This window comes from Variovorax sp. RO1 (assembly GCF_002849325.1).
Lineage (GTDB): Bacteria > Pseudomonadota > Gammaproteobacteria > Burkholderiales > Burkholderiaceae_C > Variovorax.
Window position 1 is genome coordinate 315608 of record NZ_PKMT01000003.1, and the last position, 21804, is coordinate 337411.

Annotated in this window: 22 protein-coding genes; 3 read left to right on the top strand and 19 right to left on the bottom strand. The window is 66.7% G+C overall.

Going from position 1 to position 21804, the window contains the following annotated elements; translation table 11 throughout:
* The first annotated feature begins 79 nt into the window (after window positions 1–79).
* Both CY658_RS18400 and CY658_RS18405 read left to right on the top strand, forming a co-directional pair.
* Window positions 80–1060, top strand: coding sequence for a GlxA family transcriptional regulator (locus tag CY658_RS18400; protein ID WP_101491580.1), 981 nt, complete (start codon window positions 80–82; stop codon window positions 1058–1060).
* 27 nt (window positions 1061–1087) lie between these two features.
* Window positions 1088–1615: a GNAT family N-acetyltransferase gene (locus CY658_RS18405; protein ID WP_257884917.1), complete on the top strand. Its 528-nt coding sequence runs from the start codon at window positions 1088–1090 to the stop codon at window positions 1613–1615.
* Here CY658_RS18405 and CY658_RS18410 read toward each other — a convergent pair whose 3' ends face one another.
* Window positions 1616–2257 carry an ABC transporter ATP-binding protein gene (locus tag CY658_RS18410; RefSeq protein WP_101491581.1) on the bottom strand — a complete coding sequence of 214 codons (642 nt, stop codon included), beginning with the start codon at window positions 2255–2257 and terminating at the stop codon, window positions 1616–1618.
* 62 nt (window positions 2258–2319) lie between these two features.
* A complete protein-coding gene (gcvA, locus tag CY658_RS18415; RefSeq protein ID WP_101491582.1) occupies window positions 2320–3225 on the bottom strand; it encodes a transcriptional regulator GcvA in 906 nt (301 codons plus the stop codon).
* A 142-nt stretch (window positions 3226–3367) separates the two neighbouring features.
* On the opposite strand from gcvA, the gene CY658_RS18420 reads away from it, so the two are divergent.
* Window positions 3368–4054, top strand: a complete 687-nt coding sequence (locus CY658_RS18420) for an FMN-dependent NADH-azoreductase (protein ID WP_101491583.1) — start codon at window positions 3368–3370, stop codon at window positions 4052–4054.
* 36 nt (window positions 4055–4090) lie between these two features.
* Here the strand turns inward: CY658_RS18420 and CY658_RS18425 are convergent, their stop codons facing one another.
* From CY658_RS18425 to CY658_RS18505, 17 genes are all read right to left on the bottom strand, one after another.
* Window positions 4091–4996 (bottom strand): SDR family oxidoreductase, encoded by a 906-nt coding sequence (locus CY658_RS18425; RefSeq protein ID WP_101491584.1) that lies wholly within the window; start codon window positions 4994–4996, stop codon window positions 4091–4093.
* Between the two features lie 117 nt (window positions 4997–5113).
* Complete coding sequence (locus CY658_RS18430) at window positions 5114–6052, bottom strand: glutathione S-transferase family protein (protein WP_101491585.1); 939 nt, start codon at window positions 6050–6052, stop codon at window positions 5114–5116.
* Window positions 6053–6084: 32 nt separating this feature from the next.
* On the bottom strand, window positions 6085–7737 hold the full coding sequence (locus CY658_RS18435; RefSeq protein WP_101491586.1) for an isovaleryl-CoA dehydrogenase: 1653 nt from the start codon (window positions 7735–7737) through the stop codon (window positions 6085–6087).
* A 31-nt stretch (window positions 7738–7768) separates the two neighbouring features.
* Entirely contained in the window at window positions 7769–8785 is a 1017-nt protein-coding gene (locus CY658_RS18440) for an NADP-dependent oxidoreductase (protein WP_101491587.1), read from the bottom strand.
* 25 nt (window positions 8786–8810) lie between these two features.
* Entirely contained in the window at window positions 8811–9281 is a 471-nt protein-coding gene (locus CY658_RS18445; protein WP_099797028.1) for a PaaI family thioesterase, read from the bottom strand.
* Between the two features lies 1 nt (window position 9282).
* Complete coding sequence (locus CY658_RS18450; RefSeq protein WP_101491588.1) at window positions 9283–10080, bottom strand: SDR family oxidoreductase; 798 nt, start codon at window positions 10078–10080, stop codon at window positions 9283–9285.
* 31 nt (window positions 10081–10111) lie between these two features.
* Window positions 10112–10414, bottom strand: coding sequence for a Dabb family protein (locus CY658_RS18455; protein ID WP_101491589.1), 303 nt, complete (start codon window positions 10412–10414; stop codon window positions 10112–10114).
* Between the two features lie 22 nt (window positions 10415–10436).
* Window positions 10437–10676, bottom strand: coding sequence for a hypothetical protein (locus CY658_RS18460; RefSeq protein ID WP_101491590.1), 240 nt, complete (start codon window positions 10674–10676; stop codon window positions 10437–10439).
* 2 nt (window positions 10677–10678) lie between these two features.
* Window positions 10679–12532: an acyl-CoA dehydrogenase gene (locus tag CY658_RS18465; RefSeq protein ID WP_101491591.1), complete on the bottom strand. Its 1854-nt coding sequence runs from the start codon at window positions 12530–12532 to the stop codon at window positions 10679–10681.
* A gap of 18 nt (window positions 12533–12550) precedes the next feature.
* A complete protein-coding gene (locus CY658_RS18470) occupies window positions 12551–13033 on the bottom strand; it encodes a PaaI family thioesterase (RefSeq protein WP_101491592.1) in 483 nt (160 codons plus the stop codon).
* Between the two features lie 2 nt (window positions 13034–13035).
* Window positions 13036–14211, bottom strand: a complete 1176-nt coding sequence (locus CY658_RS18475) for an acetyl-CoA C-acyltransferase (protein WP_099797034.1) — start codon at window positions 14209–14211, stop codon at window positions 13036–13038.
* A gap of 49 nt (window positions 14212–14260) precedes the next feature.
* Window positions 14261–15736, bottom strand: coding sequence for a M20 family peptidase (locus CY658_RS18480; protein WP_101491593.1), 1476 nt, complete (start codon window positions 15734–15736; stop codon window positions 14261–14263).
* A 31-nt stretch (window positions 15737–15767) separates the two neighbouring features.
* Window positions 15768–17870, bottom strand: coding sequence for a 3-hydroxyacyl-CoA dehydrogenase NAD-binding domain-containing protein (locus CY658_RS18485; protein ID WP_101491594.1), 2103 nt, complete (start codon window positions 17868–17870; stop codon window positions 15768–15770).
* Window positions 17871–18018: 148 nt separating this feature from the next.
* Window positions 18019–18714 (bottom strand): ABC transporter ATP-binding protein, encoded by a 696-nt coding sequence (locus CY658_RS18490; protein ID WP_101491595.1) that lies wholly within the window; start codon window positions 18712–18714, stop codon window positions 18019–18021.
* Window position 18715: 1 nt separating this feature from the next.
* Window positions 18716–19492, bottom strand: a complete 777-nt coding sequence (locus CY658_RS18495; protein ID WP_099797038.1) for an ABC transporter ATP-binding protein — start codon at window positions 19490–19492, stop codon at window positions 18716–18718.
* Entirely contained in the window at window positions 19493–20815 is a 1323-nt protein-coding gene (locus CY658_RS18500) for a branched-chain amino acid ABC transporter permease (protein WP_101491596.1), read from the bottom strand.
* 4 nt (window positions 20816–20819) lie between these two features.
* Window positions 20820–21773, bottom strand: coding sequence for a branched-chain amino acid ABC transporter permease (locus tag CY658_RS18505; protein WP_101491597.1), 954 nt, complete (start codon window positions 21771–21773; stop codon window positions 20820–20822).
* Window positions 21774–21804 lie beyond the last annotated feature (31 nt).

The window sequence follows — 21804 nt, forward strand, 5'->3', positions numbered from 1 at the left end:
GTTGAGGTGGCTGCCATTGCACCCGGTGCGGCGCTAGACTGACAGTGTCCATTCAGACGTCTATCGGGCGTTTTCAGCCATGCACGATTTCACCGTTCTTGTCCTTCCGGGCAGCTTCGGCACCAGCACCGCCGTCACGCTCGACGTGCTCGCCGCAGCCGCCACGCTCGCACCGCGCCACAAGATGCCCCGCCCCACCTGGCGCGTTGTGTCGCCCGAAGGCGGCATGGTGCCGCTGAGCAACGCGCTGCAGATCGACACCCTCGCCATGCCCCGCCGCGCGCGCACCGACGGCTCGACGTGGATCGTGCCCGGGCTCGGGGTCGACAACCCCGCCGACCTCGCAGTGCGCCTCACCGACAACAACGCCCGTGCCGCCATCGATGCGGTGCGGCGCCACGCCGCGCGCGGCGGCGCGGTCGCGGCCTCGTGCTCGGCCGTGTTCCTGCTGCAGGCGGCTGGCCTGCTGCGGGCGCGCCGCGTCACCACCTCGTGGTGGCTCGCACCCGAACTGCGCCGGCTCGAGCCAAATTGCCATGTCGACGCCGACCGCATGGTGTGCGCCGACGGCCCGGTGAGCACGGCGGGCGCGGCCTTCGCGCAATCCGACCTCATGCTCCATCTGCTGCGCACGCGCTTCGGCCCCGCGCTGGCCGAGGCCGTGAGCAAGGTGCTGCTGATCGACGGCCGCCAGGCACAGGCCCCGTTCGTCGTGCCGTCGATGCTGTCCAACGGCAACGAACTGATTTCGCGCCTCACGCAACGCATCGAAGCCGCGCTGCCCACACCGCCCAGCGTGGCCGCGCTGGCCGACGAGTTCGCGATGTCGCAGCGCACGCTGGCCCGGCGCGTGCGCGCCGCCACCGGGCTGGGGGCGCTGGCGCTTGTGCAGAGCGTGCGACTCAACCGCGCACGCATGCTGATCGAAAGCAGCCGCATGACCATCGACCAGGTCGCGACGCAGGTTGGCTATGAAGACGCCACGGCGCTGCGGCGGCTGATGCGCAAGTCGGCCGGTGCGCCGCCGAGCCGCTTCCGGTCGGCCTTGCAGACGGCCTGACGCGGTTGCCGCAGAATGCGCCGCACCATGACCCGTCCACTTGTCACCGTTCGTCCTGCCACCGCAGCCGACGCGCACGCACTCGCCGCGCTGGCGATTCAGGTGTGGCTCGACACCTACGCCACTGACGGCGTGAACGACCTGCTCGGGCGCTACGTGCTGTCGACCTTCACGCCCACCGCGTTCGCTGCATGGGCTGAAGCGCCCGATGCCGCGCTTCGCGTCGCGCAAGCCGACGGCCGTCTCGTGGGCTATGCGCTGCTGCAGTTCGGCGCCGCGCAACCGCTGGCACCGGGTTGCGACACCGAACTGCGCACGCTCTATGTGCAGTCACCGTTCACACGCAGCGGCGTCGGGTCGATGCTGCTGCATGAAGCCCGCAGCGCTGCCCACGCACGCACCGGCAGCGACGGCCTGTGGCTCACAGTGAACGTGAAGAACCTGCGCGCCTGCGCGTTCTACGAAAAGCACGGGCTGACCGTGACGGGGCTGACGCAGTTCGTGCTCGGCGACGAACGACACGACAACCACGTGATGGCGACGCCGAGCCGCTGATCAGCCCAGCGGCAGCTCGATGCACGCCGCCAGCGGCACTTCCGTGATGCGCTCGCTGCTCGCCACGACCACCGCCCGCCCCGGCTGCGCCATGCGCCGCTCGATCGCCTGCCACAGGCCGTGGATCGAACGCGCGTCGAGCGCACCCACCGGATCGTCCAGCAGCACCACGGGCCGACCCGACGCCAGCGCGGCGGCGAGCCCGACCTTGCGGCGGGAGCCGGTCGACAGCATGAACATCTGCTTTTCGAGATGCGGTGTGAGAGAGAACGCCTCGACAAGGCGCTGCCACTCGGCCTTGTCGAAACCCGCATCGCCCTCGGCCAGCAAGGCCGTGCAGGCCTGCACGCTGAGCGGATCGAAGGCTTCAGCCGCCGCCTCGCAGAAGAAGACCTGGCGTCGGTAGGCCTCGGGTTCGGCGTCAAGCGCCACGCCGGCCACGCGCAGCTGCCCGGCCGACGCAGGCTGCTGGCCCGCCAGCACGCGCAGCAAGGTCGACTTGCCGCTGCCGGTGTCGCCGTACAGCAGCGTGACACCGTCGCCCACGGTGGCGGACCAGCCGTTCGCCAGCGCGGGCTGGTCGGGGTAGGCAAAGTGCAGGTTCTGTACCTGGAGGATGGGAGAAGTCGGGGAAGGTTTCATGCGAAAGGGATCGTCGAAAAGTCGCCAGACGCCATTGTGTCGCCGCCCTGTCGTGCGTTGCGTCAACGCGCGGCGGCGTCCAGCGGCGACAGCCCTTTCACCCACTCGAACACCGCCGCCACGTTCGGATCGTCGCGCCGCGCCTGCGGGCACACGAGGTAGAACGGCGACCCCTGCAGCACCGGCCCGAAGGGCTGCACCAGGTTGCCCGCGCGCAGCTCGTCGGCGATGAGTGCCAGGCCCATCAGCGCCACGCCCTGGCCCTGCAGCGCGGCCGAGACGGTGTGGGTTTCGTCGGAGAACACGGGGCCGGCCGTCACGTCGAGGCCTGGCACCTGCGCCACCTGCTGCCACGCGGCCCAGGTGCCCGGCTGGGTCTTGCTGTTCGGCACCGCGAAGTGCAGCAGCGTGTGTTTCACGAGGTCGGCCGGACGGCGCAGCTTGAGCGCGGGGCTGCAGGCGGGCGCGAAGACGGTGTCGAACAGCTTCTCGGCCACGAGACCCGGCCACTGGCCCTTGCCGTAGCGGATGGCGACGTCGGCCGTGAGGCCGTCCAGCGGCACCGCGTCGTGCGAGGCGTGGATGCGCAGGTCGAGCCGGGGGTGTGCCGCGCGCAGCGCACCGACGCGCGGCAGCAGCCAGCGCGCGGCCACGGCGGGCGTGGTCGACAGCGTGATCGCGCTGCGCTCGGGCGGCGCCCGCAGGCGCGCGACGGCCTGTGCCATGGCGCTGAACGAATCGCTCAGCACCGCCTGCAGCTCGCGGCCCTGCGGCGTCAGCACCAGCTGGCGCGGCTGGCGCACGAACAGCGCCACACCCAGCGAGTCTTCGAGCTGGCGCACCTGGTGGCTGATGGCCGTGGGCGTGACCGACAGCTCGTTCGCGGCGAGTTTGGCGCTGCAATGGCGCGCGGCGGCCTCGAAGGCGCGCAGCGAGGCCAGCGGAGGCAGGGAATGCAGGAGGACCATGGTGTTCGGAGTGGCGAATAGATGAATTTAATTTTCTACAGCGAGAAAAAATCGTCGTTTGTCCGGCGCTGGATGCTTCGATAAATTGAGAACCGTGTCAAGAAGACAGCTGAATTCCCTTCATCCAACCGAGGACCACGCCATGACCACCACCACCCTGCTCCACATCGATGCCAGCCCCCGTTCCGGCCGTTCGGGCGCGGTCGTCCACGGCTCGCATTCGCGCCGCCTGAGTCACCACTTCGTCAGCACCTGGCAGGCGGCCCGCCCGCACGACGAGGTGATCTACCGCGACTTCGGCACCACGCCGCCGCAAGCGGTCACCGGCGACTGGATCCACAGCGCCTACACGCCCGCCGAAGCGCGCGAAGCCTGGATGCACGAGGTGCTGGCCGAGAGCGATGCCTTCATCGCCGAGCTGCGCCGCGCCGACGTGATCGTGATGGGCACGCCCATGTACAACTACAGCGCGCCAGCCACCGTGAAGGCGTGGATCGACAACATCGTGCGTGTCGGCGAGACCTTCGACATGGACCCGGGCCTGGACGACCCCTACGTGCCGCTGCTGGCCGAGCGCCCGCGCCGCACGGTGCTGCTCACCGCGCACGGCAGCAGCGGCTTCGGGCCCGGCGGCATGCAGGCGCATCTGAATTTTCTGGTGCCGGGCATGAAGGCCGCACTGGGCCTGGTCGGGCTGCGCGAAGTGCACGACATTGCGGTCGAGCACGCGGAAGACCGCGGCGATCTGCTGGACCGTTCGATGGCCGAGGCGCTGTCGGGCATCGAGCAATTGGTGCGCGATCTGCAGGCGAAGGTGCAGGCCGGCTGAAGGCGGCCCGCGATGGGCCGCCTCATTGGGAAAAGATCAGGCAGAGCGCAGCTGCTCGCGCAGCTTCTGGCCGATCTCCGGACGCTCCAGGAACGGGTCGGCCGGGTTGGTGATCGACACGATGTTCTCCATGCGGCTCTTCACATTGCCCAGCGCCTTAGGGTGGCTGAACACGTAGAACTGGTTGTCGCTGATGGCGTCGAACACCTTCGCCGCGACTTCGGCGGCCGTGATCTTTCCGCTGCTCACCGCCTTGTTGCTCATGGCCTGGCCGATGAGCTGGCTCTTGGTGAGCTCGGTGTCCTTCGGCGCATTGGGGCGGTTGCGATCGCTGTTCGTGATGCCGGTGGGCACGAAGTACGGGCACAGCAGGCTGGCGCCGATCTGGTCGGTGACCAGGTTCAGGTCCTGGTACAGGGTTTCGGTCAGGCTCACGACGGCCGCCTTGGCCGCGTTGTAGATGCCCATGTTGGGCGGCGTGAGCAGGCCTGCCATGCTGGCGGTGTTGGTGATGTGGCCGCGGTAGCTCGGGTCCTTGGCGGCGGCCTCGAGCATCATCGGCGTGAACAGGCGCACGCCGTGGATCACGCCCCACAGGTCGACGCCCAGCACCCATTCCCAGTCGGCCACGGTGTTTTCCCACACCAGGCCGCCGGCGCCCACGCCGGCGTTGTTGAACACGAAGTGCGGCGCACCGAAGCGTTCCTTGACGGCGGCGGCCAGCGCTTCCATCTGGGCCGCGTCGGACACGTCGACCTTGCGCGCCAGCACCTGGACGCCCAGGGCCTCCATCTCGGCCTTGGCCTTGTCGAGTGCGTCCTGCTGCACATCGACCAGCACGAGGTTCATGCCGCGGGCGGCGCCGATGCGCGCGCATTCGAGGCCGAAGCCCGAGCCTGCGCCGGTGAGTACGGCGGTCTTGCCCTTGAAGTCCTGGATCATTTGCCGGTGTCCTTCTTGCTGAATGTGTCTGACGTTGAAACGGAAGCCGCTATTGAAATACGGAACCGCCGCGCGCGCAGTCACGAAGGTGCCCGTCGCGCGCGGATCTTTCGGTCATCAGGCTTCTGCTTTTTTCAACACATACCCGATGCGCGGAAAGTGCACATGCACCCGGCCCGTGCGCTCGCTGTTGCGCTCCAGCGTGTAGTGCGTGCGCGTGGCAGCCACCAGGAGGCCTGGCGTCTCTTCAAGACCGAAGCTCTCGGCGCGCAGCGTGACGGCGCTGCCCAGCGGAATGCCGTGGTCGTCCTGGAAGGTGCTGTCGGTCAGCAGCGTGTGCGGCGTGGCGGCCTTGGCGACGGCGATGGCCTCGTCGCTCGAGAACTTCGACGACGTGCCGTGGCCGATGGCCGCCATGCGGTCCATCCAGTCGAGCACCGCGGGCGTGAGCTCCAGGATGCCCTTCACCGCCTCGATGCGGCGCGTGTACCAGAGCGGGTGGTAGGCCGAGAAGTCGGCAATGCTGGGCATCTCGCCCAGCAAAAAGGGCTTGTCGTCGAGCATGTCCGACAGGCGGCGCAGGTACGACTTGTAGGCGCTGGTGGCGTCGGCCGGGCGCAGGCGCGTCATGTTGCCGGCGCTCATCTTGCCGCGGTCTTCGCCGAAGGCCTTGATGGCTTCGGGCGGCGCCTTGGCAAACACCTCGGCTGCGCCCTTGGGCTGCAGGTTCCAGGCCATCGCGGCCCAGAACAGGCTGGTGTCGGCCCACTGCGCGAGGATGCGCGACATGCCTTTTTCGGGCTCGGGGTAGAGCGTGGGTTCGGGCTGCAGGTGCTCCAGCACGTCGGCGATGAGCGCGCTGTCGCAGTACATGTCGGCGCCGATCTGCAGGAACGGCGTCTTGCGGTAGCCACCCGTGAGCGCTTCCACATCGGGCTTGGGCATGATCGGCGGAATGAAGACCGACTTCCACGGCAGCTTCTTGGCGCCGAGGATCAGCCGCACCTTTTCCGAGAACGGCGAGGTGGTGTAGTGGTGGAGGATGAGGTCGGCCATGGTGTCTTTCGTGGAGGTGTTCTTGTGGGTGGTCAGCGCGGCTGCGCACGCTGGATGATCGAATCGAAATCGGTGCCCGCGCCCAGCGTGCCGAAGGCCTGGCCCCAGTCGCCGCCCAGGCGCGAGGCGCAGAAGGCGTCGGCCACGGCAGCGGGTGCGGTCTGCACCAGCAAGGCGGCCTGCACGGCAAGCGCCACGTCTTGTGCGAGGCGGCGCGCGTCGGTCTCGGAGGCCATGGCCTCGATGCGTGCGGGCAAGGCGTCGGCCAGGCGGTCGAGTGCGGCTTGCTGACCGCGCGCCGGCGCCAGTTCGTGTGCCAGCGCGGCAACGGCATCGCCCTTGCGCAGGCCGCGCAGCAGGTCGAGCGCCATGATGTTGCCGGCGCCTTCCCAGATGGAGTTGAGCGGCATCTCGCGGTAGATGCGCGCCATGACGCCCTGGCCGCCCTCTTCCACGTAGCCGTTGCCGCCCAGGCACTCCATGGCCTCCTGCGCGAAATGGCTGCCGCGTTTGCAGATCCAGAACTTGGCGACCGGCGTGAGCAGGCGCGCCATCAAGTTCTCGTGCGCGTCGGATTGCCGGTCGAAAGCCCGCGCGAGGCGGACGGCCAGTGCGGTGGCGGCTTCGCTTTCGAGCGCGAGGTCGGCCAGCACGTTCTTCATGAGCGGCTGCTCGATCAGCGGCTTGCCGAAGGCGTTGCGCTGCGCCGTGTGGTTCAGCGCAATGCCCAGCGCCTGGCGCATGAGGCCGCTGGTGCCGAGCGAGCAGTCGAGGCGCGTCATCGTGCCCATCTCGAGGATCTGCGGAATGCCACGGCCCTCTTCGCCCACGAGCCAGGCGCTGGCGCCGTGGAACTCGACCTCGGAGCTGGCGTTGGCCTTGTTGCCGAGCTTGTCCTTCAGGCGCTGGATGTGGATGGCGTTGCGCGTGCCCTTTCCCATCCAATCCGGCAGCACGCGCGGCAAGAAGAAGCACGACAACCCGGCCGGTGCCTGCGCAAGGATGAGGAAGGCGTCGCACATGGGCGCCGAGAAGAACCACTTGTGGCCGGTGATGGCGTAGCGCTCGCCCCAGGCGTCGCTGCCATCTCGAACGGCCTGCGTGGTGTTGGCCCGCACATCGGAGCCGCCCTGCTTCTCGGTCATGCCCATGCCCATGGTCACGCCGGGCTTGTCGTGCAGCGGCTTCAGTGCGGGGTCGTACCAGAGGCTGGCGAGCTTCGGGCCCCAGTCGGCATGCACGCCCGCGTTGCCGCGCAAGGCGGGCGTGACGGCATAGGTCATCGAGACCGGGCACAGCACCGACGGCTCCAGCTCGGTGAACAGCATGAAGCCCGCCGCACGCAGCACATGCGGCGATGCGGACATGCCGGTCCACGGCGTGCCATGCAGGCCCGCGCCCACGGCTGTCTGCATCAGCGCGTGGTAACTCGGATGGAACTCCACCTCGTCGATGCGACGGCCGAAGCGGTCGTGCGTGTGCAACTGCGGTGTGTGGATGTTGGCCAGCCGCGCATGCGTCTGCATGGCGGCCGAGCCGAGGGTGGCGCCCAGCTCGTGCAGCTGCGTGGTCTGCAGCGCGGGCGCGTTGAACGTCAACGCATCGCGCAGGGGGCGGTTGGTGTCGAAGAGGTTGTAGTCAACCAGCGGCGTAGGCTGGTTGAAGACCTCGTGTGTCGTGTCCATGACCGGCCTCCTTGCCGTGCGTTTCAGTGCATCAGATCAGCTTGACGAGTTGCTTGCCGAAATTCTTGCCCTTGAGCAAACCCAGGAAGGCCTCAGGGGCAGCTTCGATGCCCTGCGCCACCGATTCGCGCGGCTTGAGCTTGCCGGTGCCCACCAGCGTGCCGAGTTCGGTCAGCGCCTCGGGCCACACTTCCATGTGCTCGCTGACGATGAAGCCCTCGATCTTCAGGCGGTTGATGAGGATCAGCGCCGGGTTCGCGAGCGGCAGCGGCGCACCGTCGTAGCCCGCGATCATTCCGCACAGCGCCACGCGCGCAAACGCGTTGGTGCGCAGCAGCACGGCGTCGAAGATGTAGCCGCCGACGTTCTCGAAGTAGCCGTCGATGCCGTTCGGGCAGGCTTCCTTGAGCGCGGCGCTCATGGTCTTCACGTCGGGGTGCTGGCGGTAGTCGATGCAGGCGTCGAAGCCGAGCTCGTCGGTCACGTAGTTGCACTTGTCGGGGCCGCCGGCAATGCCGACCACGCGGCAGCCGCGCGCCTTGGCCAGCGCACCGAAGGCACTGCCCACGGCGCCGCTGGCGGCGGTGATGACGACGGTTTCACCGGCCTTGGGCGCGATGATCTTCACGAGGCCGTACCAGGCCGTCACGCCGGGCATGCCGACCGCGCCGAGGTAGTGCGACAGCGGCACGTGCGTGGTGTCGACCTTCTTCAGTGCGCCGGGCTGCGAGCCATCGACCACGCTGTATTCCTGCCAGCCACCGAAGCCGACGACCTTGTCGCCCACGGCGTACTTGGGGTGCTTGCTCTCGACCACTTCGCCGACCGTGCCGCCCTGGAACACCTGGCCCACGGGTTGCGGCTGGGCGTAGCTCTTCGAGTCGTTCATGCGCCCGCGCATGTACGGATCGAGGCTCATGTAGTGGTGGCGCACCAGCACCTGGTTGTCTTGCAACGCAGGCGTCTCGCTCGTCACGAGCTTGAAGTTGCTGGCAACGGCTTCGCCCTCAGGGCGGTTGTCGAGGTGGATCTGCTTGTTGGTGGGCATGAAAGTCTCCGGGGGAATTGGGGTGTCAGTCGGTCGATGGCGGACGCATGGCGTTCGCGCTCGCGGGGCCGGTCGGCAGCCGGCGCTTCACGTACTTGAAGGTGCCGGTGGCATGGGCGCACACGCGCTCCTGCTCGTCGTAGATCTTGGCTTCGGTGAAAGCCAGCGTCGCGGTGCGATGCAGCAGCGTGCCGCGCGCATGCAGCGGGCCGACCGACGGCTGCATGAAGCTGGTCTTCATCTCGATGGTGACCACGCCGGTTTCGGGCGTCACGCTGCGCGCAGCGGCCGCCATGGCGATGTCGAGCAGCGTCATGCAGGCGCCGCCGTGCGTCACGTCGAAGGTGTTCAGGTGCTCGGGCTTGGCCGTGTACAGAATTTCGGACTCGCCGCCCTCGAACTTCGTGAGCTCGAAGCCGAGGTGGCGCGCAAACGGAATCTGGGTCGTGTACGAGCGGATGTTGATGTCGCTGGACGTTTCAGGCGAATCGGACATGTCAGGCCGCACCAAGAACCACGCTCACACCGCCATCAACGGCGACCCACTGGCCGGTGATGTGCTTGCCGGCATCGCTCGCGTACAGCAGCGTCAGGCCCTTCAGGTCTTCGTCGTCGCCCAGGCGGCCCAGCGGCGCCGAGGCGGCCATGTGCTCTTCGCCCAGCGACTTGATCAGGCCGGCTGCCATCTTCGTCATGAAGAAGCCCGGGCAGATCGCGTTCACGTTGATGTTGTACTTGCCCCATTCGGCGGCCAGCGTCTTCGTGAAGCCGATCACCGCGGTCTTCGAGGTGTTGTAGGCCAGCGTCTGCATGCCGGGCGGGTTGCCGTTCAGGCCCGCGATCGAGGCGATGTTGATGATGCGACCGCGCTTCTTCGGGATCATGTAGCCGTTGGCGACGTGCTGCGCGAGGATGAAGTAGCCGCGCACGTTGAGGTTCATCACCTTGTCCCAGGCCTCGACCGGATGGCTCTCGGCGGGCGAACCCCAGCTCGCGCCGGCGTTGTTGATGAGGATGTCGATGCCGCCCATGCGCTGCAGCGTTTCGTCGGCCAGGCGTCGGGTGTCTTCTTCTTTCGAGCAGTCGGCGGCGATCCAGCGCGCGTCGATGCCGGCGGCCTGCAGCTCGGCAGCAGCCTGCTCCAGGTCTTCGGCCTTGCGCGAGCTCAGCATGATCTTTGCGCCGGCTTCGCCGAGCGCATGGGCCATCTGCAGGCCCAGGCCGCGCGAGCCGCCGGTGATGAGGGCGGTCTGGCCCGTGAGGTCGAACAGTTGTTGGGTGGTGCGGACGGTCATGGGTTGTCTCCGGTGTTCTGTGAAGGGTCGATCAGATTTCGTAATCCATGCACTGGCGGGCTTCGCGCACGGCGCCGATGAAGGGTTTGAGCGCCACGTGCTGCGGATGGTCCGCATAGGCCGCGAGCGCGGCGGCGTCGGTGAATTCCGAATTGAGGATCAGGTCGTAGGTGGCCTCGAGCCCGGGCTGGGCAATGACGACCTCGAAACGGTGCGTGCCGGGCGAGAGCGTCGCGCAGGCATCGAGCAGCGCCTTGGCCTTGAGCAGGTTGGTCGCCTTGTCGGCGCCCTCGGCGTGTTCCTTGAACTTCCACATCACGATGTGCTTGAGCATGGTCGGGTCCTTGCCTTGTTGTTTACTTGAGCCGCGAACGCACGTAGATGAGCACGACGCCCACCGCGGCGATCACGCCGCCGGGCACGGCCATCGACCAGCCCAGCGCGGGCTCGGTGCGGCCCGTGGCCAGCCCCAGGATCACGAGAAACAGGCCGCCGTAGATCAATATCCAGATCCACTTCTCGAGCCGTGCATGCGGCTTGGGTGGTGTCGGCGGTGGGGCGGCGGGCGGGGGTGAGTTCGGGGCGGCGTTGGCCATTGTCAGAAAGCGTCCTCGGGCAAAGCGGTACAGGTCGGGTCACGGCTCTCCACCACGTTGAGCCAGGCACCGATTTTCGGCAGCTCGTAGTGGAAGAAGTAGTCCGTGGCGCCGATCTTGCCAGCTGTTACCGCCCTCTCCTTCTGCGCGTCGATTTCCAGCGCCCGCAGGGCCACGTCGAGCCAAAGCCAGGCCAGCACGGTGTGGCCGAAGGCCTGCATGTAGGGCACGGCGTTGGCCAGCGCGTCGGCCGGGTCGCCCGTGGACCAGGCGGCCTCGGTCGCACTGCCGATGCGCTGCAGCGCGGCACCCAGCGCCTTGGCGTGCGGCGCCAGCGCAGGCACCTTGGCGGCGCGGCCGATGGTCTCGGTGACGCGGCCGGCCAGCAGCTGCAGGCCGCGGCCCTTTTCCATCAGCACCTTGCGGCCCAGCAGGTCGGCCGCCTGGATGCCGTGCGTGCCCTCGTGGATCATGTTCAGGCGGTTGTCGCGCCAGTACTGTTCCACCGGAAAGTCGCGTGTGTAGCCGTAGCCGCCGTGCACCTGGATCGCCAGCGAATTGGCTTCCAGGCACCACTCGCTGGGCCAGCTCTTGGCGATGGGCGTGAGCACCTCCAGCAGCAGGCGGGCATCGTCGGCCGTCTGCGCGTCGCCGGTCTTCTGCGTGTCGACCAGGCGGGCGCAGTACAACTCCAGCGCCAGCGCGCCCTCGCAGTACGCCTTCTGGGCCAGCAGCATGCGGCGCACGTCGGCGTGCTCGATGATGCGCACCTGCGGCGCGGCCGAGTCCTTCACCACGGCGACGCCGGCCGCTTCAGGCTTCTTCACGAGCCGGCCCTGCGGGCGGCTCTTGGCGTAGTCGAGCGAGGCGTAGTAGCCGGCCATGCCGAGCATGGTGGCGGCGGTGCCGACGCCGATGCGGGCCTCGTTCATCATGTGGAACATGCAATGCAGGCCCTTGCCGGGCGAGCCGACGAGGTAGCCCACCGCGCCGGCCTTGCCGCCGACCGGGTACTTGCCTTCGCCGAAATTCAGCAGCGTGTTGGTGGTGCCGCGCCAGCCGAGCTTGTGGTTCAGGCCGGCCAGCGCCACGTCGTTGCGTTCGCCCGTGAGTTCGCCCTGCGTGTCCACCATGCGCTTGGGCACGATGAACAGCGAAATGCCACGCGTGCCCGGCACCAGCTTGCCGTTCTCGTCGGGGATCTTGGCGAGCACGATGTGCACGATGTTCTCGGTCAGCTCGTGGTCGCCGGCCGAGATCCACATCTTGTTGCCCGTGAGGCGAAAGCGTGGGCCCAGTGGGTCGTCTTGATAGTCGGCGCCATCCGGCACGGCACGCGTGGCCACGTCGCTCAGCGACGAGCCGGCCTGCGGCTCCGACAGGCACATGGTGCCGGCCCAGCGGCCCGAAAATTCGTTCTTGGCGAACACCTCTTTCTGCATCTCGGTGCCGTGCACCATGAGCAGATTCGCGTTGCCGCTGGTGAGCATGTTCGAGCCGATGCTCACCGAGGCCATCGCGAAGAAGCTGTTGGCCGCGGCCTGCACCGTGTAGGGCAGCTGCATGCCGCCAATGTCGTAGTCTTGCGCGGCGCTCATCATTCCGGACTCGACGAAGGCCTTGTGCGCGTCGTGCGTGGCCTGCGGCAGGATGACCTTCTCGCCGTCGAAATGCGGCTCCTGCGTGTCGACGGTGCGGTTGAACGGCGCGTATTTTTCGCGCGCAATGCGCTCGCAGGTGTCGAGCACGGCGTCGAAGGTCTCGCGCGAGTGGTCGGCAAAACGCTCGCTCTGGTTGAGCTTCTCGGCGTCGAGCCAGTCGTAAAGCAGAAAGTCGAGGGTGGGACGCAGGCTCATGGTGATGTCTTCTTCAGGCTACGACTTCGCGGGTGTCGAAGTCTTCTTCTTCGGGGAATCGGGCAGCGTGGCGATGGTGCCCTGCGCCAGCGCGCAGAGCTTCTCGGTGCCGTCGTCGGCCACCGCCACCACCTCGCAGGTGCACACGGCCTGCGAGCTGCCGGTGTGGACGGCCCGGGCGCGCGCAATCAGCCGCTGGCCGATGGCGGGCCGCACGTAGTTGATCTTGAATTCGGAGGTCACGACCGGCACGCGCAAGGCGCTGCCGCCCGCAAAGGTCAGCGCGTTGTCGGCCATGTAGCTCACGATGCCGCCATGGGCGAAACCGTGCTGCTGCTTCAGTTGCGCGGTGAGCGGCAGCTGAAGCTCGGCATGGCCCGGCGCGAGGGCGTGCAGCTCGGCGCCGATCAGCACGCTGAAGGGCTGCGCGGCGAGCACGCTGCGCCCATATTCCAGGACGGCTTCGGGCGAGACCTCCTGGTCCGGACCCAAGCCGGACATGGTTACAGGACCTCGAACACGCCCGCAGCGCCCATGCCGCCGCCGATGCACATCGTGACCACGACCTTCTTGGCGCCGCGGCGCTTGCCTTCGATGAGCGCGTGGCCCGTGAGGCGCTGGCCGCTCACGCCGTAGGGGTGACCCACGGCGATGGCGCCGCCGTTCACGTTCAGGCGGTCGCCCGGAATGCCCAGCTTGTCGCGGCAGTAGATGACCTGCACGGCGAAGGCTTCGTTCAGTTCCCACAGGTCGATGTCGTTGACCGTGAGGCCCAGGCGCTTGAGCACCTTGGGAATGGCGAAGACCGGGCCGATGCCCATTTCGTCAGGCTCGCAGCCGGCCACGGCGAAGCCGAGGAAACGGCCGATGGGCGCCAGGCCCTTCTGTTGTGCGTACTTCTCGTCGACCAGCACGCAGGCGCCGCCGCCGTCCGAGAACTGGCTGGCGTTGCCGGCCGAGATCAGGCCGCCGGGCATGGCCGGGCGGATGCCGCTGATGCCTTCCTTGGTGGTGCCGGGACGAATGCCTTCGTCGTTCTCGATCGTGACTTCCTTGGTGCGCAGGCCCATCACGGGGTCGGCCACGCCGGCCAGCACGGTGATGGGGGCGATTTCTGCCTTGAACAGGCCCGCTTCGAGCGCGGCGGTGGCGCGCTGCTGGCTCTGTGCGCCGTACTCGTCCATGGCATCGCGGCCGATGTTGTAGCGCTTGGCAACCTGCTCGGCGGTCTGCAGCATGTTCCAGTAGATCTCGGGCTTGTGCTTCACGAGCCACGGGTCGGCCAGCATGTGCGTGTTGGCTTCGTTCTGCACGCACGAGATGCTCTCGACGCCGCCGGCCACGTACACCTCGCCCTCGCCCGCGATGATGCGCTGGGCGGCCGTGGCGATGGTCTGCAGGCCCGACGAGCAGAAGCGGTTGATGGTCATGCCCGAGGTGGTGACCGGCAGGCCGGCGCGCAGTGCGATCTGGCGCGCGATGTTGGAGCCGGTGGCGCCTTCAGGCGTGGCGCAACCCATGATGACGTCGTCGACCGAAGCCGGGTCGATGCCGGCGCGCTGCACCGCGTGCTGCACGGCATGGCCGCCCAGCGTGGCGCCGTGCGTCATGTTGAAGGCACCCTTCCAGCTCTTCGCGAGCGGCGTGCGGGCGGTGGAAACGATGACGGCGCTGGTCATGGTGAGGTCCTTTGAAGATGGAAGGGAAAAGAGGGAAAAGACGAGGTCGTCATTGCGCCGGAGCAGCGTGGGTGTTGCTCAGGAGCTGGTGATAGAAGCCGATCATCTCGCCGTAGTTCGAGATGGCCAGGCGTTCGTTGTTGCCGTGGAAGCGCGCCAGGTCCTCGCTCTTCACGCGGAACGGCGAGAAGCGGAAGACGGCGTCGCTCACGAGGCTGAAGTGGCGGGAATCGGTGGCGGCGGTCATGAGGCCGGGCGCCACCACGGCGTCGGGGAAGCTCTGGCGCACGGCCTGCTGGATCGCGCGGTAGCCGGTGCTGTCGGTCGGCGACACGGGCGACGGCTCCGAGTTGCCGGGGTACTGCTTGATCTTGATGTCGTCGTTGGCCAGCGTCTTGCGCAGGTGCGCCTCGACGCTTGCGATGCTGTCGCCCGGCAGGATGCGGAAGTTGACGGCCGCCTCGGCGCGGCCGGGCAGCACGTTGTCCTTGTTGCCGGCGCGCACGATGGTCAGCGCCGTGGTCGTGCGCAGCATGGCGTTGTTGCTCGGGCTCTTCTCGAGCTGGCCGCGCACCAGCGACTCGGTGAGCCACAGGTTGGACAGCATCACGCGGTTGACGCCGCTCATTTCGGGCGCCAGCGCACCGAACATCTGGCCGGCCACGCCCTTGATGCCGCCGGGCATCGGGTTGGCTTCGAGCCGCGCGAGCGCTGCGCTCATGCTGCCGATGGCGCTGTGTTGCGGCGGCATCGACGAATGGCCGGGGGCGGTGTCGAGCGACAAGAAGAACGTGCCGTAGCCCTTCTCGGCCAAGCCGATGAGCGCCGCGGGCTTGCTCAGGCCGGGCAGCACGCCGTCGAGCACCAGCAGGCCTTCGTCGAGCACCCAGTCCAGGCGCACGTTGCGCGACTTGAGCAGTTCGGCGATGGGCAGCGCACCGCGCAGGCCGCTCACCTCTTCGTCGTCGCCCATCACCAGGTAGACAGTCTGCTTCGGCTTGAAGCCGGCGCCGATGAGCAGCTCGATGGCTTCCATCTGCGCGAAAAGATTGCTCTTGTTGTCGAGCGTGCCGCGGCCCCAGACGAAACCGTCCTTGATCTCGCCGGCGAAGGGGTCGACCGTCCAGGCTTTTTCAGTGCCGGGGGCGATGGGCACCATGTCCTGGTGCGCCATCAGCGCGATGGGTTTGGCGGACAGGTCGGTGCCGGTCCATGTGTAGAGCAGCGCCTTGTTGCCCACGACTTCCTTCTTCAGGGTGGCGTGGACCTTGGGGTACTGCTGTTCGAGATAAGCGTGGAGCTTGTCGAACTCGGCCGCGTTGGCCGCCGAGTCGTCCATGCTCGACACCGTGCGGAACGTGATCGCCGTGGACAGCCGTTTGGCGGCTGCCTGCAGATCGATGTCCAGCTTGGGTGCGGGCGCCACCGCGAGTTGCTGCGATGGCGTGGTCCAGGTCTTGACCGCCACGGCCGCCACGAGTGCCAGGAGCACCAGCAGCAGCCCGAGGAAGATGCGTTTCAACATGGGCGGTCTTGATCCTGGGTTCAGTTCAGTCTCAGCTGAAGGACTTGCCTTCGGCCACCAGCTTCTGGATCAGCGGTGCGGGCTGCCAGAACTCGGCGTCGTCGCGCGGGTTCTGCGCAAAGCGCTTCATCGTTTCGGCCACGTTGTACAGGCCGACCTGCGAGGCGTAGTGCATCGGGCCACCGCGGTAGATCGGGAAGCCGTAGCCGGTGAGGTACACCATATCGATGTCGCCCGACTTGGAGGCAATGCCGTCTTCCAGGATGTGCGCGCCTTCGTTGACGAGGGCGAACACCAGGCGCTGCACGATTTCCGTGTCGGAGATCTTGCGCGGCGTGATGCCCAGTTCCTTGCGGTGGTCCTCGATCATCTTGTTGACGAGTTCCGACGGAATGGCGTCGCGCTTGCCGGCCTGGTAGTCGTACCACCCTGCCCCGGTCTTCTGGCCGAAGCGGCCCAGTTCGCAGAGCTTGTCGGCCGTACGGCTGTACTTCATGTCGGCGCGCTCGGTGGCGCGGCGCTTGCGAATGGCCCAGCCGATGTCGTTGCCGGCCAGGTCGCCCATGCGGAACGGACCCATGGCAAAGCCGAACTTCTCGACGGCCTTGTCGACCTGCTGCGGCGTCGCGCCTTCGTCCAGCAGGAAGCCGGCCTGGCGGCTGTACTGCTCGATCATGCGGTTGCCGATGAAGCCGTCGCACACGCCCGACACGACCGAGGTCTTCTTGATCTTCTTGCCGATGGCCATCACGGTGGCCAGCACGTCCTTGGACGTGGCCTTGCCGCGCACCACTTCGAGCAGCTTCATCACGTTGGCGGGGCTGAAGAAGTGCATGCCGACCACGTCTTGCGGACGGTCGGTGAAGGAGGCGATCTTGTCGACGTCGAGCGTCGAGGTGTTGGAAGCCAGGATGGCGCCCTTCTTGGCGACGCGGTCGAGTTCCTTGAAGACCTTTTCCTTGACGCCGATTTCTTCGAACACGGCTTCGATGATGAGGTCGGCGTCCTTCAGGTCGTCGTAGCTCAGCGTGGTGCTCAACAGCGCCATGCGTTGCTCGTACTTGTCCTGCTTGAGCTTGCCCTTCTTGACCTGGGCTTCGTAGTTCTTCTTGATGGTGGCAATGCCGCGGTCGAGCGCCTCTTGCTTCATCTCGAGGATCTTGACGGGGATGCCCGCGTTCAGGAAGTTCATCGAGATGCCGCCGCCCATGGTGCCGGCGCCGATCACGCCCACGGCCTTGATGTCGCGCTTGGGCGTGTCTTCGGGCACGTCAGGAATCTTGCTCGCGGCGCGCTCGGCCATGAACAGGTGGCGCAGGGCCAGCGATTCGGGCGTGAACATCAGCGCAGTGAAGAGACGCCGCTCTTCGGCCATGCCGTCGTCGAACTTCATCTTGGTCGCGGCCTGCACGGCATCGACGCACTTCAGCGGCGCGGGGTAGTTCTTCGACATGCCGCCGACCATGTTCTTCGCGAACTGGAAGTAGGCATCGCCTTGCGGGTGCTTGCACGGCAGGTTGCGCACCAGCGGCAGCTCGCCACCCTTGGCAGCGACCGACTTGGCAAATTCGACGGCTTCGTCGAACACCGATTCGGCCGACGCAGCCAGCTTGTCGAACAGCTTCTGGCCCGGCAGGCTGGCGAGCAGTTCGCTCTTCACCGGCTCGCCGCTGACGATCATGTTCAGGGCGGTTTCCACGCCGAGCACGCGCGGCAGGCGCTGCGTGCCACCGGCGCCCGGCAGCAGGCCGAGCTTGACTTCAGGCAGTGCCACGCTGGTGCCCGGAGCGGCCACGCGGTAGTGGCAGCCGAGCGCCAGCTCAAGGCCGCCGCCCATGCACACGGAGTGGATGGCTGCGACGACGGGCTTGGGAGAGGCTTCGAGCGAGAGGATCACGCTCAGCAGGTTGGGCTCTTGCAGCGCCTTGGGCGTGCCGAATTCCTTGATGTCCGCACCGCCCGAGAACGCCTTGCCGGCGCCGGTGATGACGATGGCCTTGACGGCGTTGTCGGCATTGGCCTTGGACAGGCCGTCGGTGATGCCGATGCGTGTCGAGAAGCCGAGACCGTTGACCGGCGGGTTGGTCAGGGTGATCACGGCGACATCGCCGAGCACTTTGTATTCAGCCGTCATGCTGCGTTCCTTGGTGTGTGAAGAAAAAGAAGAAAAAGCACGAGTGTTCTTTTTCGAAGATTCTAGGCGTTTTGCGCGACGCAACAATGGCACGCAGTCGCTGTCGGGACAAGGGGAATCCGGGGCGTAGCCCGGACTCCCGGCTGGATCAGACTTCCAGCCACTCCCGGCGGGTGTTGCCGTCGGCGCGCAGGCTGTCGGGCGTTCCGTCGAACACGATGCTGCCGTGGCCCATGACGAGCGCGCGGTCCGAAATCTGCATCGCGATGGTGAGCTTCTGCTCGATGAGGAGCACCGAGATGCCCTTGTCCTTCAGCGTGCGCAGGTATTGCCCCACCAGCTCGACGATCTTGGGCGCAAGGCCTTCGGTGGGCTCGTCGATGATGATCAGGTCGGGGTCGCCCATGAGCGTGCGGCACAGCGTGAGCATCTGCTGCTCGCCGCCCGAGAGCACGCCGGCCTCGGTGTGCTGGCGCTCTTTCAGGCGCGGGAACATGGTGTACATGTCGTCGAACTGCCAGCGGCTGCCCTTGCCCGTGCCCTTCTGCCCCAAGAGCAGGTTCTGGTGCACCGTGAGCTTCGGGAATATCTCGCGGTTTTCGGGCACGTAGCCGATGCCCATGTGCGCGATCTCGTAGGCCTTGCGACGCAGGATGTCGTTGCCCTTCCACTGCAGCGTGCCTTCGGCATGCACCAGGCCCATGATGGCCTTGGCAGTGGTCGAGCGGCCCGAGCCGTTGCGACCCAGCAGGGCCACGATTTCGCCCGGGCGAACGTCGAAGGAAACGCCATGCAGCACATGGCTCTTGCCGTAGTAGGCGTGGATGTCGTGAAGCTTCAGCATGTCAGTGTCCCGCTCCCTGTGCATCGGCCACAGAGGACCCCAGATACGCCTCTTGAACCCGCGCATTGGCCCGAACTGCCGCGGGCGTGTCGAAGGCGATGACTTCGCCGTAGACCACCACGGCGATCTTGTCGGCCAGCCCGAAGACCACGCCCATGTCGTGCTCCACCGTCAACAGCGTCTTGCCGACGGTGACGTGCTTGATGAGCGAGATGAAGTGCGAGGTCTCGGTCTTGCTCATGCCGGCCGTGGGCTCGTCCAGCAGGATGACGCCGGAGCCGCCCGCAATCGTCACGCCGATCTCGAGCGCGCGCTGTTCGGCATAGGTGAGGTTCACCGCATGCACGTCGCGCTTGCGCTCCAGGCCGATCTGCTTGATGAGCTCTTCGGTGCGCGCGTTGGCGTCGTCCAGGTTCGAGAGAAAGCGCAGGAAGGTGTACTTGTAGCCCAGGCTCCACAGCACGCCGCAGCGCAGGTTCTCGAAGACGCTGAGCTTCGGGAAGATGTTGGTGATCTGGAAGCTGCGCGACAGCCCCAGGCGGTTGATTTCGTAAGGCTTCTTGCCGTCGATGCGCTGGCCGTTGAGCAGCACCTCGCCGCTGGTGGGCGTGAGCCGCCCGCTGATCAGGTTGAACAGCGTCGACTTGCCCGCGCCGTTCGGCCCGATCACGGCGATGCGTTCGCCGGCCTTCACCGCCAGGTCCACGCCGCGGATGATTTCGGTCTTGCCGAAATTCTTGCGCAGCGCCTTCAGTTCCAATGCGTATTGCGCGCTCATTTACGCCGCCTCCCGACGTTTGATTTCTGCTTCGATCTCTTCCTGCGCCTGGCCCCAGACCCGCACGAAGCGGCGCCGGGCCACCTCGAGCACGGCCAGGCCGATGGCCAGGATCGCGATGGCGCCGAGCCAGCTGCTCATGCCCGCCGTGTTCAGCATGGTGCCGAAGAACTTCAGGTCCGGGCCCATCGCCGCGTTGAGCTGGATGTGATAGATCATCTCGATCAACGCTGCCGCACCGATGACGACCGGCACCAGTGCCACGGCGAGCGCGGCGTACAGGCCCCAGAAACGGTTGAACTTGCCGAACTTGGCCACGCGCAGGTTCATCATGATCAGGCTCGCGATGCCGCCCGGGGCGAACATCACCATGAACACGAACACCAGGCCGAAGTACAGCTGCCAGGCCTTCGACAGTTCGGACAGCAGGATCGAGGCAAACACCAGCAGCACCGCGCCGATGATCGGCCCGAAGAAGAACACCGCGCCACCCAGGAAGGTGAACAGCAGGTAGCCGCCCGAGCGGATGGCGTTCAGGCTGTCGGCCGCATTCACGATCTCGAAGTTGATCGAGGCCAGGCCGCCGCCGATGCCGGCGAAGAAGCCCGCGATGATGAACGCGAAGTAGCGCACGCGCTGCGTGTTGTAGCCGATGAACTCCACGCGCTCCGGGTTGTCGCGCACCGCGTTCAGCATGCGGCCCAGCGGCGTGCCGGTGAAGGCATACATGAGCGCGGTGCACACGAAGCAGTACGCGGCGATCAGGTAGTACACCTGGATCTGCGAACCGAAGTTGAAGCCGAAGAAGGTCGGGCCGTACACGCGGTCGGTGGTGATGCCGCCCTCGCCGCCGAAGAAGCTGGGGAACATCAGCGCCATCGAGGCCACGAGCTCGCCGATGCCCATGGTGATCATGGCAAAGGTGGTGCCCGACTTCTTGGTGGTCACGAAGCCCAGCAGGATGGCGAAGAACATCCCCGCCAGACCGCCGACGAGCGGAATGAGCACCAGCGGAATCGTCGGGCCGCCCTTGGTCGCCAGGTTCATCGCATGGATGGCGATGAACGAGCCCAGGCCGGTGTAGACGGCATGGCCGAAGCTCAGCATGCCGCCCTGCCCCAGCAGGATGTTGTAGCTCAGGCAGATGATGATCAGGTAGCCCATCTGCGAGAGCATCGTCAGCGCCAGGCTGCTCTTGAACAGCAACGGCGAGATGATCAGCACCAGCGCGAACAGCGCCCAGATCAGGTAGCGCCCGATGTTCCAGGGCTTGAAGCGGTAGTACCGCGTCGGGGTCGGGGAAGTGGTGGTTGCGGTGGTCATGGTGTCAGTCCTCCCGGGTGCCCAGAAGACCCTTCGGGCGGAAGATGAGGATCAGCACGAGGAACAGGTACGGCAGGATCGGCGCGACCTGCGAGATCGTGAGCTTGAGCAGCTCGTAGCCGAAGGTCTGGTCGGTCACGGCCACGCCCAGTGCCTGCAGCGCGGTGGCCAGCGAGTGGTCCAGCGCCACGGCGAAGGTCTGGATGATGCCGATCAGCAGCGACGCCAGGAAGGCGCCCGCCAGCGAGCCCATGCCGCCGACGACCACCACCACGAAGATGATGGTGCCGACCGAACCGGCCATGGCCGGCTCCGTGACATAGGTGTTGCCGCCGATCACGCCCGCCAGGCCGGCGAGCGCGGCACCGCCGCCGAACACCAGCATGAACACGCGCGGCACGTTGTGGCCCAGCGCCTCGACCATGTCGGGGTGCTTCAGCGCCGCCTGGATCACCAGGCCGATGCGGGTGCGCGTGAGCAGCAGCCACACGGACACCAGCATCAGCATCGCCACCAGCATGATGAACGAGCGCGACTTGGGGAACTGCGTGCCGTACAGCGTGAAGAGCGGGCCCTGCAGTGCTTCGGGCAGGCCGTAGGGCACCGTGGAGCGGCCCCAGACCAGCTGGACCAGCTCGAGAATGAGGTACGAAAGGCCGAAGGTCACCAGCAGCTCGGGCACGTGGCCGAACTTGTGGACCCGGCGCAGGCTGTAGCGCTCGAAGGCCGCCCCCAGTGCGCCCACCAGCAGCGGCGACAGGATGAGGGCCGGCCAGAAGCCGACGAGGCCCGACAGGGTGTAGGCGAAATAGGCGCCCAGCATGTAGAAGCTGGCGTGTGCAAAGTTGAGCACACCCATCATGCTGAAGATCAGCGTAAGGCCAGAGCTCAGCATGAACAACAGCAAGCCGTAGCTGACGCCGTTGAGCAGTGAGATGACGAAGAATTCGACGTTCATCGGTCTTCCGTGTCGGTTGAAAAAGAAAGAG

What these genes read in the sequence shown, in the direction of transcription:
- CY658_RS18450 (WP_101491588.1), bottom strand. Translation starts at nt 10,080, where the DNA reads ATGACCGTCCGCACCACCCAACAACTGTTCGACCTCACGGGCCAGACC.
- CY658_RS18505 (WP_101491597.1), bottom strand. Translation starts at nt 21,773, where the DNA reads ATGAACGTCGAATTCTTCGTCATCTCACTGCTCAACGGCGTCAGCTAC.
- CY658_RS18410 (WP_101491581.1), bottom strand. Translation starts at nt 2,257, where the DNA reads ATGAAACCTTCCCCGACTTCTCCCATCCTCCAGGTACAGAACCTGCAC.
- CY658_RS18500 (WP_101491596.1), bottom strand. Translation starts at nt 20,815, where the DNA reads ATGACCACCGCAACCACCACTTCCCCGACCCCGACGCGGTACTACCGC.
- CY658_RS18490 (WP_101491595.1), bottom strand. Translation starts at nt 18,714, where the DNA reads ATGCTGAAGCTTCACGACATCCACGCCTACTACGGCAAGAGCCATGTG.
- CY658_RS18495 (WP_099797038.1), bottom strand. Translation starts at nt 19,492, where the DNA reads ATGAGCGCGCAATACGCATTGGAACTGAAGGCGCTGCGCAAGAATTTC.
- CY658_RS18400 (WP_101491580.1), top strand. Translation starts at nt 80, where the DNA reads ATGCACGATTTCACCGTTCTTGTCCTTCCGGGCAGCTTCGGCACCAGC.
- CY658_RS18480 (WP_101491593.1), bottom strand. Translation starts at nt 15,736, where the DNA reads ATGTTGAAACGCATCTTCCTCGGGCTGCTGCTGGTGCTCCTGGCACTC.
- CY658_RS18420 (WP_101491583.1), top strand. Translation starts at nt 3,368, where the DNA reads ATGACCACCACCACCCTGCTCCACATCGATGCCAGCCCCCGTTCCGGC.
- CY658_RS18445 (WP_099797028.1), bottom strand. Translation starts at nt 9,281, where the DNA reads ATGTCCGATTCGCCTGAAACGTCCAGCGACATCAACATCCGCTCGTAC.
- CY658_RS18440 (WP_101491587.1), bottom strand. Translation starts at nt 8,785, where the DNA reads ATGCCCACCAACAAGCAGATCCACCTCGACAACCGCCCTGAGGGCGAA.
- CY658_RS18475 (WP_099797034.1), bottom strand. Translation starts at nt 14,211, where the DNA reads ATGACCAGCGCCGTCATCGTTTCCACCGCCCGCACGCCGCTCGCGAAG.
- CY658_RS18485 (WP_101491594.1), bottom strand. Translation starts at nt 17,870, where the DNA reads ATGACGGCTGAATACAAAGTGCTCGGCGATGTCGCCGTGATCACCCTG.
- CY658_RS18455 (WP_101491589.1), bottom strand. Translation starts at nt 10,414, where the DNA reads ATGCTCAAGCACATCGTGATGTGGAAGTTCAAGGAACACGCCGAGGGC.
- CY658_RS18405 (WP_257884917.1), top strand. Translation starts at nt 1,088, where the DNA reads ATGACCCGTCCACTTGTCACCGTTCGTCCTGCCACCGCAGCCGACGCG.
- CY658_RS18460 (WP_101491590.1), bottom strand. Translation starts at nt 10,676, where the DNA reads ATGGCCAACGCCGCCCCGAACTCACCCCCGCCCGCCGCCCCACCGCCG.
- CY658_RS18425 (WP_101491584.1), bottom strand. Translation starts at nt 4,996, where the DNA reads ATGATCCAGGACTTCAAGGGCAAGACCGCCGTACTCACCGGCGCAGGC.
- CY658_RS18430 (WP_101491585.1), bottom strand. Translation starts at nt 6,052, where the DNA reads ATGGCCGACCTCATCCTCCACCACTACACCACCTCGCCGTTCTCGGAA.
- CY658_RS18435 (WP_101491586.1), bottom strand. Translation starts at nt 7,737, where the DNA reads ATGGACACGACACACGAGGTCTTCAACCAGCCTACGCCGCTGGTTGAC.
- CY658_RS18465 (WP_101491591.1), bottom strand. Translation starts at nt 12,532, where the DNA reads ATGAGCCTGCGTCCCACCCTCGACTTTCTGCTTTACGACTGGCTCGAC.
- CY658_RS18470 (WP_101491592.1), bottom strand. Translation starts at nt 13,033, where the DNA reads ATGTCCGGCTTGGGTCCGGACCAGGAGGTCTCGCCCGAAGCCGTCCTG.
- gcvA (WP_101491582.1), bottom strand. Translation starts at nt 3,225, where the DNA reads ATGGTCCTCCTGCATTCCCTGCCTCCGCTGGCCTCGCTGCGCGCCTTC.